We start from the raw sequence: 13,042 nt of genomic DNA, 5'->3' as shown, positions 1-13,042 counted from the left end.
GAGGTTATACGACAATCTTGGCAGTCGGAGAAATGGGCATGAATTGGCAGTTAGCCAGCTCCTGCGCCAGAGCAGCCCTCAATCCACCAGATCGCCAACTGCCACGCCCAGCGCTTCCGCAATTCGGCCGACTATTGTGATCGTTGGATTTCGCACCAGACGCTCAACGCCTGAAATGTAGGTGCGGTGCACGCCAGCCTGATGGGCCAGCTCTTCCTGGGACCAGCCTTTTTCGCGCCTGTATCTGCGCATGTTGTCTGCAAGTCGCTGGCGAATTTCCATGCGCGGATCCGACACCGGCGCACACTTTGGGACTACAGACTATGAGTCTCTTTTTCTGTTGACTTGCCCGGGCACCCAAGCACTTGTGTGCACGTTATGGAAACCCGACCGACATTCCCCGGGCCCTCGTCCGGCCAACTCGGAACCGCCGCGGAAATCCTCGTGGCCTGCCAGTTGATGATTGCTTCGGGAGGCCGGCTCTCCAGCTACGTCCCGCTGGTGGATGCCGACGGCATTGACGTGATGATCCACGACAAGGTGACCCACCGCGCGATCGGCCTGCAGATCAAGAGCTGGACTTTCCAGGATGCGACGCGGCCGCAAACGGTGCAGTTTGATATCCGGACGTCCACCTGGCGGGACGACCCTGCACTCTACCTGCTCGCCGTCGCTATTGACGGAGAGAATGCCAGGCTGGAAAGCGCGTGGCTATTGCCCTCCGGCGAGGTTCACACCGTGGCCCGACAGGGCAGGCAGAAGATGAGCCTCGCCCCCAACCATCGCGCGACCAGCAAGGACCGGTATTCAACCTTCCGGATGCATCATATGGCCGAAGTCGCGGAGGCGCTCGTCGCGGCGTTCGAGGCATGACAGTCTCGTCCGACGAGATCGAGCTCTTCCACCATCTCGCGGCGCAGGCCACCGCCGAACTGGAAGATGCCGCCACCCTCGCACTCCGGCACCAGACCGGTCCGCTTCCGGGAACGCTAGACCCGCTTCTGGATCGAACCGAAGCGGCCGTGGCGCTCATCAGGGCGGCACAAACAATAGTTGACCGCAACGCCTGAATTCTGCCCGTCTGGCGCAGAAAGGAAGTTCTGCGCCATGACAAAGCCAAAGGAGCCTCGCTGGGGCGAAGACGGATGGTCCGACATGCCGTCGCTTGAATTCGACGGCCCCGATCTGGACCGATGGATCGATGAGCTGAGCCGGCATGCGCCCGACCTGGCCAAAGACTCAGCTCGCCACCAGCTGTACTCGATCGCGATATCGCATCTTTGCGGACATGAACGCGGACCCGAGGCCTTTACGCGGAAGCAGGCACGTGACGGGTTGAACGCTTTTCTGAAACACCCCACCGCTCAGGCTGTTGCACAGCTGAACGGCGGGGCGGAAATCGCTTTGATTGACGCGCTCTGGAGTCTAGCTCCCCTTGATGAGGTTGGTGTAGGCGACTCTATTGAGCAGGCTCTATTTGAGCGAAGGATCAAACAGGCAACGCTCAAGAGCGCCGCTCACATTGCCCTGGAGACCCTCTCCACGCCGCCAAAGAAACGTGATGGCTCTGCAGCAAAAGGGCAAGGCCGCCCTCGACACTACACTCTGGAGTGGACCGTAGCCGAACTCTGCAAGTTCTGGGAGATGACAGTGCGGCGGCCAGTTACTGCGTCGAACCTGTCCGGTGCCAATTATTCGCAGGAATGCACATCCCCCGCCGGAGCGTGGGTCACTCGAATACTAACTGACCTGGGCGCACACCCTTTCCCCGCCCTGATCTCTCGTGAAATCGCGAGATATGTACGCCGGCGGAAAATCGAGAACTCGTCATAGCTCGATTTCGGGACCCTTTTGTTTCTGTTCCGCGAGGATTGCATCGTTCAATTGGAAGCCTTCGTTAATCGGCTAACGGAGGAATCCATGCCAATCTTTTCACCGCCGCCAGTTCCGGCCGGCTACCTTCACTTCCGCAGCGACATCGTGAGCTTTCACGATCAGAGAACGGGCCAGCTCATCGAAGGATGGATTTACTCCATCGTGCATCTGCAGTCGGGAGAAACACTCAGGTCATTCGGCGAAGATCTCCTGGAGATCGCCCACCTCATCGACACCCGTATCATGCTTCCTGTCTTTGGAGACGCATCATGACCGCTTCCATCAGGGACCTGCGGGTCGAGACGCTGCCAATCCGCTCGCTCAAGCCATACCCGAACAATCCGAGGACGCACTCCAAGCGCCAGATCGAGCAGGTGGCCTCCAGTATCCGGGCCTTTGGCTGGACGAACCCGACCCTGGTCAGTGATGACCTTGAGATCATCGCCGGTCATGGTCGTCTCGAGGCGGCGAAGTCAATGGGCCTTGGCGAAGTGCCGGTGATGCGCCTTTCCGGCATGAGCAAGGCACAGCAACGGGCTTACGTCATCGCGGATAATCGCCTGGCTGAAAACGCCGGATGGGATGACGACCTCCTGAAACTGGAGATCGGGGAGCTCATCGAGATGGACCTCGAATTCGAGATCGAGACAATCGGTTTCGAAACAGGCGAGATCGACGTCATCCTGGCGGGCGAGGACGAATGCGCTGACCACGAGGAGGTGCCGGCGCGGGATGAAGGACCTGCAGTCAGCTGGCCTGGAGATGTCTGGATTCTGGGTCGACACAGACTGGTATGTGGCGACGCCCTTGATGAGGCGACCTATCGGGCCCTGTTGCGCGATGAAGTTGTGGACACCTGTTTTACGGACCCACCCTACAATGTACCGATCGCCGGCCATGTCAGCGGTCTCGGCAAGAAAACCCATGACGAGTTTGTCATGGCTTCGGGTGAAATGTCTGACGCGGAGTTCTCGGGCTTCCTGCAAACCGTCGCAGCGCGGATCTGCAGCGTGCTCAGGCCCGGCGGCATTGCCTTCGCCTGCATGGACTGGCGTCACATCTGTGAGCTGGTCGCCGCGGGAGAGAAGGAGATCGGCGAGCTTAAGAATATCTGCGTCTGGAACAAGGATGCAGGTGGCATGGGCTCGCTCTACCGGTCGAAACACGAGCTGGTAGCTGTGTTTGCCCGGCGCGGCGGCAGCCATACCAACAACGTCCAGCTGGGCCGCTTCGGCCGCAATCGCACCAATGTCTGGGACTATCCGGGCGTTATCGGCCGTCGGGATGAGCTCGCGATGCACCCGACTGTGAAGCCGGCGGCCATGGTTAAGGATGCGATCAAGGATGTGACCCCGATGGACGGTCTGGTGCTGGATCCGTTTGGCGGATCAGGCTCGACGCTGCTCGCAGCTGAAAGCTGTGGCCGGTCAGCGCGACTGATCGAGCTGGACCCACGCTATTGCGACCTCATCGTGTCGAGGTTCCAGGCTGCCTCGGGGGAAGAAGCCCGACTGGAAGCGACGGGCGAGCGCTTCTCCCTTGTGCGTGAAATCCGTCTGGAGTGGGAGGGTCAGGCATGAGCCAGGATCAACCTGACTACGAGGTAGGGTACGGCAAACCGCCCAAGGCCACCCGGTTCAAGAAAGGCCAGAGCGGCAATCCGCGTGGCCGGCCGAGAAAACAGCCAAAGGACGTTGCGGCTCATATGGCGGAGCTGCTTGCTGAAAATCGCACCGTCCGCGTCGACGGGAAGCCCGTCAGAATGAGTGGCGAGGAACTAATCGCTCGTCGTCTCATGGAGAAGGCCCTCAAGGGTGACCCAAAGGCCTTCGACAAGGTTCACCAGCTCAAGGCCCAGCACACCGCCGAGGAAGCGCGGCGCCTTGCCAGGGAGGAAAACAAGATCGTTGTCGAGCTGGTTCACGCCGCGATCCCCGAAGAGGAGTGTTACAAGAAGCCCGGTGAGCGGATCGACTACCACGCGGACGGCACCCCGAGCGTGATCGAGCGCTGGGATGGATACCTCCCTGACGATGTTGAAGGGGCAGACGGCGACAGCTAGATCGCAGCGCCGAATGGCGACAGCACAGAACAGTTACACCGCCACGGCCCGCCCTGACCCAAAGTGCGGGCCGGCGTGTATCTGGAGACTGGACTTCCTGCCGGACCCGAGCATGCATGCTGACCGCGCCCGGACGGCCCTGCTTCAAGGTTCCGGGCCTGTCTCAGTGCAGCCCCTCGCATCCCGCGAAGGCATCGCAGGAGACACACATGTCCAAGCTTACACCCACCCACATTGCCATCCTGAAGTCCTTCAGCGCACAGGATGGGCCAGTACCCATCGATCAACTATCCGGCCTTCCCACGACTGGCGGCACACTGGAGGCCCACCTCGACCACCTCTCCAGCCGCGGTTTCCTTACGCGATCCGGCAAGGCCATCGCACTCACCGAGGTCGGTCAGGCAGCTCTTGCACAAGCGCCGGCCGGGACGATCACAAAAGCATGGCGCAAGTCCGCCTCAGCCCCCGCGCCTGCGGCTGTAGAAGGTCAGCCCGACAAGCTGACCAAGAAAGCCCGCCTGATCGCGCTCCTGACCGTCGAAACGGGCATCACCATTCCCGATCTGGCGGCCCGGCTGGACTGGCTTCCGCACACCACGCGCGCTGCGATGACCGGGCTAAGGAAAAACGGCTACACGATCGACAAGCTGGCCCCGCTCGAAGGCACCCGATCCGCGCGCTACACGCTCGTCGAGGCGGGCTGATGGCACGGCGCAAACGTACGATCGGGATTGATCTTGATAGCCTTGTCGAAAAGCCACGCACCGAACTGGTGGAGATCTGGCAGGCCAGCTTCGCTACAGGAGCCCCCCGCGGTCTGAGCAAGGCCTTCCTCGCTCGTCTCCTCGCCTATGACCTACAAGTCGAGGCGAGGGGCGGGCTCGGACCGCGCCTCGAGAAACGGCTGCTTTCGCTCGCAGTCGGCGAGGCACCCAAACCCGCTGCCCCGAAACTCAAACCAGGTGCGCAGCTGATGCGCACCTGGAATGGGACCACGCACCGCGTCGATGTCGTTGACGAAGGCTATCGATACCGGGAGGAGACCTTCACCTCACTCTCAGCCATCGCCAGGGAGATCACCGGCACCCACTGGTCGGGGCCCCGCTTTTTCGGCCTTGTCTCCCGAAAGAAAACGTCGTGATGGCCACTATGCGAGACAGTGCCCGCCGTACCATCCGCTGTGCCATCTACACGCGCAAATCGTCGGAGGAAGGCCTCGACCAGGAGTTCAACTCCCTGGACGCACAGTTCGAAGCCTGCGCAGCCTACATCGCCAGCCAGAAGGCAGAAGGCTGGAAACTGCTTCCCCAACGATACGATGATGGCGGCATTTCCGGCGGCACCCTGGATCGCCCTGCAATCCAGCGCCTGGTGACCGATGTTGAGGCCGGCAAGGTCGACATGATTGTTGTATACAAGATCGACCGGCTGACCCGCTCACTGGCGGATTTCTCCCGCCTGATCGACAGGCTCGACGCGGTCGACTGCTCCTTTGTCTCGGTGACCCAGGCGTTCAACACCTCCACCTCGATGGGCCGGCTGACGCTGAACGTCCTGCTCTCGTTTGCCCAGTTTGAGCGTGAGGTCACGTCGGAACGCATCCGGGACAAGATTGCGGCATCGAAGAAGAAGGGGATGTGGATGGGCGGGATGGTGCCAACCGGATACGACGCCGACCCGAATCCCGGCGCCCGTGGTATTGTTATCAACCCGCGCGAAGCCGAGAACGTCCGCGCCCTCTTCGAACTCTATGACGAGCATGAATGTCTCTCGACGGTAGCGGCGAGGGCCAGAGTCCAAGGCATCCGTTCGAAAGACCGTACCTTCGCCTCGGGCAAGAGGTACGGCGGCGCAGTCCTGTCGCATGGCTCCATCCACAACATGCTCACAAATCCGATCTATGTCGGCCGCATCCGGCACAAGCTGGACGTCTATGACGGGCTGCATGAAGCCATAATCGATGAGGGCCTGTGGACCCGGGTGCAGGAGAAGCTCCGGGGACATGCTGCCCGGCCGTGCGTCCGGGACCGTACCACCAGGGCACTCAAGCAACCCGACCAGAAATCCCCGCTGGCGGGCAAGCTAATGGACGAGACCGGAGACCGGCTGACGCCCAGCCACTCGAGGCGCAAGACCGAAGAGGGACACAAGCGCATCCGCTACTACGTCTCCCGGCGACTGATGAAGGGAGCTGCGGACGATCCCTCGGGATGGCGCCTGCCAGCTCTCAAGCTCGAACGGGCCGTGTGCGGAGCAATCGCCAGCCATCTCGATGAAGCGGGCGAAAAACTGTTCCGTGATCCCGATCCCGTAGCCGTTTACAAGGCGCAGCACGCTCTCGGTGATCTGAGAACCCGGCTGGAAGCGCGCGACGGGGAAACGCTTCGCGACATCGTCGGCCTGGTTCGCGTGGCACCAACCCGGCTTCGTATCGAGCTCGACCGGGAGAGAGTAGCGGAGATGCTGGCCCTCTCTCCGGATGGGCTCGCTGACGATCAGCTGGCGACCGAAACCGGGTTCGAACTGCGCCGCCGCGGTGTGGAGGTCAAAATCATCACCGGCCAGTTCGAGCGCGCACCAGACCAGACCCTGATCAACGCGATCGCGAGGGCTCACCAGTGGCTGGCCGAAGCCCGGCAAGGTGTTTCCCTGGCCGCCATCGGCCGGCGCCATGGATGGACCGACAGTCCGGTCCGGCAGCGCATTCGCCTGGCGTTCCTTTCACCCGAGATCACCCGCGCAATCCTCGAAGGGCGCCAGCCACCGGAGCTGACGCTGCAATTTCTCCTCACAAATCCGGTTCCTCTGGACTGGGATGCGCAGGCGCAGGCACTGGGTTTTGCCGACCAGAAGTTTCCCTGATCGACCAAACAGACTTCCCTGTTTTCAAGCGTAACAGGGAAAGCGATTTCCCTGTTATTGGCTACAGGGTATTTTCACACAACCCACTGATAGTACGTGACTAAATTCACACCACCCGCGACATTGAGGCCGTTTTTCGCAAAATTCCCTGCGGTTTCGGGAGAACAGGGAATTACCCTACCCGATCTGCCCGAAATCCCGGACTGAGACTTTCCCCCAGAAATGCCCCATCAGCGCGGGCACGTCGCGGTCTCCACTTTAGGAGCCCCGTGCGAAGGCACGGAAATGCCGCCGGATTTCCGGGGCTCGGGCACGCATTGTGATTTCAGGGAAAAGAGTGGCGGTGAGGGTGGGATTCGAACCCACGAGACGGGGACACCGCCTACACGCGTTCCAGGCGTGCGCCTTCGACCACTCGGCCACCTCACCGTAAGAGGCGCGGACTATACGCAAGATTGGCCGATGGGCAAGGTGGTCGAAGCGGTGAAAAGCAGCAAATCGCGGTGTTTTTTGCGCGGTTCACGCTTTTGTATGGCGCTATGCCGCGTCGCGGCGATGACGTTTAGCGATGTGCGCCCTATCTATAGGTCTTAAGACATGAATTTCAGCGCAGGAGTATTGCGTATGGGCCTGTTTTCCAACACGTCCGACAAAACCCGTCTCGTGACCCCCGACGAGGCTTTGCCGGGCCGCCGCACACCGATCGAGACCGCGAAGACGCATTTTGTGACCGGAGAACCGATCAAGATGGATCGCGCGGCGGGTCATGACGAAATCATTGTGGGCATGGGCTGTTTCTGGGGTGCCGAACGCGTGTTCTGGCAAACCGAGGGTGTGGTGCATACGGCTGTCGGTTATGCAGGCGGTGTGACCGAAAACCCCGGATACAAGGAAGTGTGTTCCGGCCGGACAGGGCATGCCGAAGTGGTACGGGTGGTGTTCGACCCGGCTGTGATCAGTCTGGACACGATCTTGAAGACATTCTGGGAAAATCATGACCCCACACAGGGCATGCGCCAGGGCAATGACCGCGGGACGCAGTATCGCTCAGCGATCTATACACGCGATGAGGCCCAGCTCGCAGCGGCGCAAGCCAGTCAGGCGGCCTACGCGAAGGCGCTGGCCCAAGAGGGCCGCGGTGAGATCACAACGGAGATCGCGCCGTCTGGTCCCTTCTATTATGCCGAGGCTGACCATCAGCAATACCTGGCCAAAAATCCGGGTGGGTATTGCGGTATCGGTGGCACGGGTGTGGTGTGCCCGATCGGCACCGGCGCACGCCTCTGACGCGGCGAGCGTGAGCGGGCAAGAGGACGGGCCGGGATGAGCACACGACTGATTGCGTTTGATGTGGATTCCACCCTTCTGACGGTGGAATCCCTGGACGTGGCCATCTCCGCCGCGCTGGCGGGACATCCCGAAGCCGAAGCCCGTCGAGAAGCGTTACACCGGATCACCCAGGCGGGCATGTCCGGTGAGCTGGCCATGGCGGACTCGCTGGCCGCTCGGTTGAAGCTGGCTGATCTCGACGCGCGGCGCGTGGCGGCGATTGCCTTCGACCTTCGATCGACGATTACAGCAGGCATGGCGGACATGTTGCGTGAGTTGCGCGAGCGTGGAGACCAGGTCTACGCCATATCGGGCGGATTCCGCGATCTGCTGGATCCCGTGCTCTCCGATCTCGCTTTTGCGCCCGAACATCGTTTTGCCAACCGGTTTAAGTGGGGCAAGACGGGTGTTGAAGGTGTCGATACCTCGATCGCACTGTCGCGCAATGGCGGCAAGGCCGAGATCCTGAAACGGCTCATGGATCAGACCGGTCATGCAACCGCCTGGCTGGTGGGGGATGGCATGACGGATTGCGAGGCGAGTGATGCGCCGGGCATCCGCTTTATCGGCTTCGCGCAAAACGCCGATCGTCCGGCGGTCCGCGCCGCCGCCGCGCAACGCGGCCAGGTGTTCACAAACACGCTGACCGAATTGCGCGCTGTTTTGCTGGACTAACCCTTGATCAGGCGAGTCTTGATCGAACCCTCCAGCGCGGACACATAGTCCACAAAGCCCGCCGGCAACTCCCCATCGAGATCGGCGGCTACAAAACCGAGTTCGCCTTTGGTTTCCAAACGCTGTGCCGTCACATTGGCGCCTGACGCACTGACAGCCTCATTGAGGCGGGTCAGATAACCCGGCGCATTGCCGTGGAAGCTGAGCAGGCGGGTCTGACCCGCGCTGAGAGGGCCCGGATCCATTTCCGGTACATTCACGGCGCCTTTTGTGGCTCCCTCGGTCAGGAAACGGGCGAGCTTACTGGCGACATCGGTGCCAATGGCTGCCTGGGCTTCCAGTGTGGACCCCCCGATATGTGGTGTCAGGATGACATTCTCGAACGCCTGGAGCGGCGAGACGAAGGGATCGCTCTTCGAGGCCGGCTCAACCGGGAAGACATCAACGGCCACGCCGCCCAACTGACCCGATTCCAGCGCCGCCGCGACAGCGTCGATATCCATCAGATCGCCACGGGCCTGGTTGATGAGCATGGCGCCGGGCTTCATCTTGGACAGGGCGGCGGCATCAATCATCCCCTGCGTGCGGGGCGTCGATGGCACGTGCAGGGTGAGCACATCGCTTAGCGCCAGTAGCTCATCCAGATTGTCGACATACCGGGCATTGCCGTGGGCGAGCTTGGGTTCGACATCATGGAAATACACATGCATGCCCAGCCCGCTCGCCAGGACGGAAAGCTGGGAGCCGATATTGCCATAACCGACAATGCCCAGCTTCTTGCCGCGGACCTCATGGGCGCCGTCGGCGGATTTCATCCACTTGCCGGCCTTGGCCGCCGCGGAGCGCATCGGAATGCCGCGCATGAGCATGATGGCGGAGGCCAGCGTCAGCTCGGCGACGGAGCGTGTATTGCCAAAGGGCGCATTGAAAACCGGTATTCCGCGATCGGCTGCGGTGACCAAGTCGACCTGATTGGTCCCGATACAGAAACACCCAAGGGCAAGGAGCTGGGGTGCGGCATCGAAGGCCGCGCTGTTCATCTTGGTGCGAGAACGGATGCCGGCCAGGCTGGCCTGTGCGAGTTCGGAATGGAGTGTATCAACCGGAAGAGCCGCGCCATGGCGAACAAGGTCGACACCGGCAGAGGTGAGGGGGGCATCAGCCAGGGCGTGGATGTTTTCGAACAGGACGGCAGATTGGGTCATGGCGGGATCTCTGTGAATAGGGAGTTCACAAACCTAGAAGACGTGAGCGCTATCGCAAGCGCTCATAAGCCATGCCCTGTGTATAGGCGCATACAAATTATGGTGAAGCTTATGACAGCGCCCAGGCCTGGCGGAGCCAGTCATAGACCTCATTATCGACGTCGATGGGATCGCGCAGGCGGATGCGGTGGGTCATGAGGGGTTTGACACCTTGGGCATCTTCCAGGCGGCCCGATGCCTCGAAGCCGCGTAATTGAAGCATCAGATCGAGACAGGTCTTGCCGGTGGGTTGAAGGCGCGCGAACAGGTGGCTGCGATAGAGGCAGACGTAGCTCTTCTTGAAATCGACGCGCAAGTCGGGCTGGAAGCGCGCAACCTGTTGCATCAACACATCGTGAATGGGTCTCAGCGCCGGACGCTTTCCATAAATACGATCAAGCAGCGTGTCTTGACCATTGTTGGACGAGCGAATGTCCGGTGGGGTAGATGTAGGGTCTGGAGCCACAACACTGCCTGCATCTTGTGATAAAGATGCGCGACTGTGAACTATTCTCAAAAAACATGCAAGCATTGACCACCGTTGTCAGGCAGTGGCTCGCAGGCCCATATCAGTTGAATGAGCAGGTCGTTTCTATTCTGCGGTCGGCAGGTTGCGCAATGCCTCCAGTGAGCGATCCACATGCTCGACCGGATTCATGTCCGCATAGTGGAAGGCAATTTCACTGTCCTGATCGATCACATATGTGATGCGACCGGTCCAGTTGCCGCCCGGGCGCAAGCGGCTGTCATATCCGCGAATGATGTCGTTATTGACGGCAAAAACCGGAAACGCGCTGGCGCAGTGTTGGGTTGAAAACTCGGCCAGACGGTCCGTATTGCCTGCGGTCAGACCGATGACTGTGGCGCCCAGCGCTTCGAAATCCTCGATGGAGTCGGCGAAGCTGGCGGCCTGGACTTCACAGCCCTCCGTGAACGCGGCCGGGAAGAAGAAGGCCACAATCGGACCGTCCTCGAGCGCCTCGGAGAGGGTGAAATCGACAGCCTCGCCGGCCTGGAAGCCCTGAACGGTGAAGTCAGGTGCCGCATCCCCCACGGCCAGATCGGCATGGGCGGCAACGGTCAATACGGTGGCAACAGCCAGGCTGGTCAGAATACGGCGCATGGAAATCTCCCTCTCTCCGGCCAAGATGGCGCAAACACGCCAGAAGGCAAGGCAGATGGCTAGTTGTCGTCCATCTTGAGCGCCGCAATGAACGCTTCCTGCGGAATATCGACCTTGCCGAACTGACGCATCTTCTTCTTACCGGCCTTCTGCTTGTCCAGCAGTTTGCGCTTACGCGTCGCGTCACCGCCGTAACATTTCGCGGTCACGTCCTTGCGCAGCGCAGCGAGCGTTTCACGGGCAATGATCCGGCCGCCAATCGCCGCCTGGATCGGGATCTTGAACATGTGACGCGGGATCAGGTCCTTGAGCTTCTCGCACATGGCCCGACCGCGTAATTCGGCGCGTCCGCGGTGCACGACCATGGCCAGCGCATCAACGGGTTCATCATTGACCAGAATGGACATGCGGACGAGGTCTCCGACCCGGTCTTCGATCCATTGATAGTCGAAGCTGGCATAGCCCTTGGTCACGGATTTCAGGCGGTCATAAAAGTCGAAGACGACCTCGTTGAGCGGGAGCTCATAGATCAGCATGGCCCGATTGCCCGCATAGGTCAGTTCGACCTGAATGCCGCGACGGTCCTGGCACAGTTTCAGAACGCTGCCCAGATACTCGTCCGGGACAAGAATGGTGGCCTTGATCCAGGGTTCGGCGATGGAATCAATCTTGACCGGATCGGGCATGTCGGCGGGATTGTGGAGATCGGTTTGTGTCCCGTCGGTCAGGGTCAGTTTGTAGACCACTGACGGAGCTGTCGTGATCAGCTCGATATCGTATTCGCGTTCCAGGCGTTCGCGGATGACTTCGAGGTGTAGCAGGCCGAGGAAGCCGCAGCGGAAACCAAAGCCTAGCGCAGCCGAAGTCTCCATCTCATACGAGAAGGAGGCATCGTTGAGCGCCAGCTTCTCGATGGCTTCGCGCAGATCCTCGAACTCGGCGCTGTCCACGGGGAAGAGGCCACAGAACACAACTGGCTGGGCGGGTTTATAGCCTTCCATGGCTTTTTCGGTCGGGCGCCGATCGTCCGTGACAGTGTCACCCACGCGCGCATCGCGCACCTGTTTGATGGAGGCGTTCAGGAAGCCGATTTCACCCGGATACAGCGCGTCCATGTTTTCTTTTTTGGGACGGAATACGCCTACACCGTCCACGGGGTAAGCCGCACCCGTGCCCATCAACCGGACCCGCATGCCCTTTTTCAGCGTGCCTTCGACCACACGCACCAGACAGATGACGCCCAGATAGGGGTCATACCAGCTATCGACCAGCATGGCCTTGAGCGGAGATGATGGATCGCCGGTTTCGGGGGGTGGGAGGCGTTTGACGATGGCTTCCAGCACACCGTCGATCCCCAGACCGGTCTTGGCAGAGATTTCGACGGCGTCAGACGCATCCAGACCAATCACGTCCTCGATCTGGGCCTTGACCCGATCGGGTTCCGCGGCCGGAAGGTCAATCTTGTTGAGGACGGGGACGATTTCGTGATCCACCTCGATCGCCTGATAGACGTTGGCGAGCGTCTGGGCTTCCACGCCCTGTGACGCATCCACGACCAGAAGCGAGCCTTCGCATGCGGCCAGGGACCGGTTGACCTCATAGGCGAAGTCCACATGTCCGGGGGTGTCAATCAGATTGAGAATATAGGTCTTGCCGTCGGCCGCCGTATAGTCCAGGCGCACGGTCTGGGCCTTGATCGTGATGCCGCGCTCACGTTCAAGTTCCATATTGTCCAGGACTTGCTGCTTCATCTCGCGATCAGATAGACCACCTGTGGTCTGGATCAGGCGGTCGGCGAGCGTGGACTTACCGTGGTCGATATGCGCCACGATGGAGAAATTGCGGATCAGGGACGGATCTGTACTCATCTGC

16 protein-coding genes and 1 tRNA gene are annotated in these 13,042 nt (G+C 60.7%); 11 read left to right on the top strand and 6 right to left on the bottom strand.

The window, feature by feature from the left end:
- Nucleotides 1-78: 78 nt before the first annotated feature.
- The gene (locus tag RMQ97_RS14565; protein ID WP_413661624.1) at nucleotides 79-252 is read right to left on the bottom strand and encodes a helix-turn-helix domain-containing protein; all 174 of its coding nucleotides are present in this window, start codon (nucleotides 250-252) and stop codon (nucleotides 79-81) included.
- Nucleotides 253-378: 126 nt separating this feature from the next.
- Between RMQ97_RS14565 and RMQ97_RS14560 the strand changes: the two genes are divergently transcribed.
- The 9 genes from RMQ97_RS14560 (at nucleotide 379) to RMQ97_RS14520 (ending at nucleotide 6,799) form a co-directional block, all read left to right on the top strand.
- Nucleotides 379-873: a hypothetical protein gene (locus RMQ97_RS14560; protein WP_413661623.1), complete on the top strand. Its 495-nt coding sequence runs from the start codon at nucleotides 379-381 to the stop codon at nucleotides 871-873.
- Complete coding sequence (locus RMQ97_RS14555) at nucleotides 870-1,070, top strand: hypothetical protein (RefSeq protein ID WP_413661622.1); 201 nt, start codon at nucleotides 870-872, stop codon at nucleotides 1,068-1,070. Before RMQ97_RS14560 ends, RMQ97_RS14555 begins: the two co-directional genes overlap by 4 nt.
- Before the next feature lie 85 nt (nucleotides 1,071-1,155).
- A complete protein-coding gene (locus tag RMQ97_RS14550) occupies nucleotides 1,156-1,833 on the top strand; it encodes a hypothetical protein (protein WP_413661621.1) in 678 nt (225 codons plus the stop codon).
- Nucleotides 1,834-1,851: 18 nt separating this feature from the next.
- Nucleotides 1,852-2,148 (top strand): hypothetical protein, encoded by a 297-nt coding sequence (locus RMQ97_RS14545; protein WP_413661620.1) that lies wholly within the window; start codon nucleotides 1,852-1,854, stop codon nucleotides 2,146-2,148.
- A complete protein-coding gene (locus RMQ97_RS14540) occupies nucleotides 2,145-3,455 on the top strand; it encodes a site-specific DNA-methyltransferase (protein ID WP_413661619.1) in 1,311 nt (436 codons plus the stop codon). Before RMQ97_RS14545 ends, RMQ97_RS14540 begins: the two co-directional genes overlap by 4 nt.
- Complete coding sequence (locus tag RMQ97_RS14535; protein WP_413661618.1) at nucleotides 3,452-3,937, top strand: DUF5681 domain-containing protein; 486 nt, start codon at nucleotides 3,452-3,454, stop codon at nucleotides 3,935-3,937. Before RMQ97_RS14540 ends, RMQ97_RS14535 begins: the two co-directional genes overlap by 4 nt.
- Before the next feature lie 209 nt (nucleotides 3,938-4,146).
- Nucleotides 4,147-4,641 carry a DUF3489 domain-containing protein gene (locus tag RMQ97_RS14530; RefSeq protein ID WP_413661617.1) on the top strand — a complete coding sequence of 165 codons (495 nt, stop codon included), beginning with the start codon at nucleotides 4,147-4,149 and terminating at the stop codon, nucleotides 4,639-4,641.
- A complete protein-coding gene (locus RMQ97_RS14525; RefSeq protein WP_413661616.1) occupies nucleotides 4,641-5,078 on the top strand; it encodes a DUF2924 domain-containing protein in 438 nt (145 codons plus the stop codon). The genes RMQ97_RS14530 and RMQ97_RS14525 overlap by 1 nt, the downstream gene beginning before the upstream one ends.
- An 8-nt stretch (nucleotides 5,079-5,086) precedes the next feature.
- Nucleotides 5,087-6,799 (top strand): recombinase family protein, encoded by a 1,713-nt coding sequence (locus tag RMQ97_RS14520; protein ID WP_413661615.1) that lies wholly within the window; start codon nucleotides 5,087-5,089, stop codon nucleotides 6,797-6,799.
- Between the two features lie 338 nt (nucleotides 6,800-7,137).
- On the opposite strand, the gene RMQ97_RS14515 is transcribed toward RMQ97_RS14520, so the two are convergent.
- Nucleotides 7,138-7,228: transfer RNA gene (locus RMQ97_RS14515), tRNA-Ser, on the bottom strand.
- 195 nt (nucleotides 7,229-7,423) lie between these two features.
- Between RMQ97_RS14515 and msrA the strand changes: the two genes are divergently transcribed.
- Together msrA and RMQ97_RS14505 are read left to right on the top strand one after the other, a co-directional pair.
- Nucleotides 7,424-8,086: a peptide-methionine (S)-S-oxide reductase MsrA gene (gene msrA, locus RMQ97_RS14510; RefSeq protein WP_413661664.1), complete on the top strand. Its 663-nt coding sequence runs from the start codon at nucleotides 7,424-7,426 to the stop codon at nucleotides 8,084-8,086.
- Nucleotides 8,087-8,122: 36 nt separating this feature from the next.
- Nucleotides 8,123-8,803 (top strand): HAD-IB family phosphatase, encoded by a 681-nt coding sequence (locus RMQ97_RS14505; RefSeq protein WP_413661614.1) that lies wholly within the window; start codon nucleotides 8,123-8,125, stop codon nucleotides 8,801-8,803.
- Here RMQ97_RS14505 and serA read toward each other — a convergent pair.
- From serA to lepA, 4 genes are all read right to left on the bottom strand, one after another.
- The gene (serA, locus tag RMQ97_RS14500; RefSeq protein WP_413661613.1) at nucleotides 8,800-10,008 is read right to left on the bottom strand and encodes a phosphoglycerate dehydrogenase; all 1,209 of its coding nucleotides are present in this window, start codon (nucleotides 10,006-10,008) and stop codon (nucleotides 8,800-8,802) included. The genes RMQ97_RS14505 and serA overlap by 4 nt on opposite strands.
- Before the next feature lie 109 nt (nucleotides 10,009-10,117).
- A complete protein-coding gene (locus tag RMQ97_RS14495; protein WP_413661612.1) occupies nucleotides 10,118-10,579 on the bottom strand; it encodes a DUF5655 domain-containing protein in 462 nt (153 codons plus the stop codon).
- A gap of 60 nt (nucleotides 10,580-10,639) precedes the next feature.
- On the bottom strand, nucleotides 10,640-11,170 hold the full coding sequence (locus RMQ97_RS14490) for a peroxiredoxin (RefSeq protein WP_413661611.1): 531 nt from the start codon (nucleotides 11,168-11,170) through the stop codon (nucleotides 10,640-10,642).
- A 59-nt stretch (nucleotides 11,171-11,229) separates the two neighbouring features.
- Nucleotides 11,230-13,038, bottom strand: a complete 1,809-nt coding sequence (gene lepA, locus RMQ97_RS14485) for a translation elongation factor 4 (protein WP_413661610.1) — start codon at nucleotides 13,036-13,038, stop codon at nucleotides 11,230-11,232.
- Between the last annotated feature and the right edge of the window lie 4 nt (nucleotides 13,039-13,042).

This window comes from Maricaulis sp. D1M11, from assembly GCF_047308265.1.
Taxonomy (GTDB): Bacteria; Pseudomonadota; Alphaproteobacteria; order Caulobacterales; family Maricaulaceae; genus Maricaulis.
The sequence above is the reverse complement of the archived record's forward strand: the minus strand, read 5'-3'. Positions and strand labels throughout refer to the sequence as shown.

Excerpts from the sequence above, each read along its gene's own strand:
- RMQ97_RS14565 (WP_413661624.1), bottom strand. The coding sequence starts at position 252 with ATGCGCAGATACAGGCGCGAAAAAGGCTGGTCCCAGGAAGAGCTGGCC.
- RMQ97_RS14560 (WP_413661623.1), top strand. The coding sequence starts at position 379 with ATGGAAACCCGACCGACATTCCCCGGGCCCTCGTCCGGCCAACTCGGA.
- RMQ97_RS14555 (WP_413661622.1), top strand. The coding sequence starts at position 870 with ATGACAGTCTCGTCCGACGAGATCGAGCTCTTCCACCATCTCGCGGCG.
- RMQ97_RS14550 (WP_413661621.1), top strand. The coding sequence starts at position 1,156 with ATGCCGTCGCTTGAATTCGACGGCCCCGATCTGGACCGATGGATCGAT.
- RMQ97_RS14540 (WP_413661619.1), top strand. The coding sequence starts at position 2,145 with ATGACCGCTTCCATCAGGGACCTGCGGGTCGAGACGCTGCCAATCCGC.
- RMQ97_RS14535 (WP_413661618.1), top strand. The coding sequence starts at position 3,452 with ATGAGCCAGGATCAACCTGACTACGAGGTAGGGTACGGCAAACCGCCC.
- RMQ97_RS14530 (WP_413661617.1), top strand. The coding sequence starts at position 4,147 with ATGTCCAAGCTTACACCCACCCACATTGCCATCCTGAAGTCCTTCAGC.
- RMQ97_RS14525 (WP_413661616.1), top strand. The coding sequence starts at position 4,641 with ATGGCACGGCGCAAACGTACGATCGGGATTGATCTTGATAGCCTTGTC.
- RMQ97_RS14520 (WP_413661615.1), top strand. The coding sequence starts at position 5,087 with ATGCGAGACAGTGCCCGCCGTACCATCCGCTGTGCCATCTACACGCGC.
- msrA (WP_413661664.1), top strand. The coding sequence starts at position 7,424 with ATGGGCCTGTTTTCCAACACGTCCGACAAAACCCGTCTCGTGACCCCC.
- RMQ97_RS14505 (WP_413661614.1), top strand. The coding sequence starts at position 8,123 with ATGAGCACACGACTGATTGCGTTTGATGTGGATTCCACCCTTCTGACG.
- serA (WP_413661613.1), bottom strand. The coding sequence starts at position 10,008 with ATGACCCAATCTGCCGTCCTGTTCGAAAACATCCACGCCCTGGCTGAT.
- RMQ97_RS14495 (WP_413661612.1), bottom strand. The coding sequence starts at position 10,579 with ATGCTTGCATGTTTTTTGAGAATAGTTCACAGTCGCGCATCTTTATCA.
- RMQ97_RS14490 (WP_413661611.1), bottom strand. The coding sequence starts at position 11,170 with ATGCGCCGTATTCTGACCAGCCTGGCTGTTGCCACCGTATTGACCGTT.
- lepA (WP_413661610.1), bottom strand. The coding sequence starts at position 13,038 with ATGAGTACAGATCCGTCCCTGATCCGCAATTTCTCCATCGTGGCGCAT.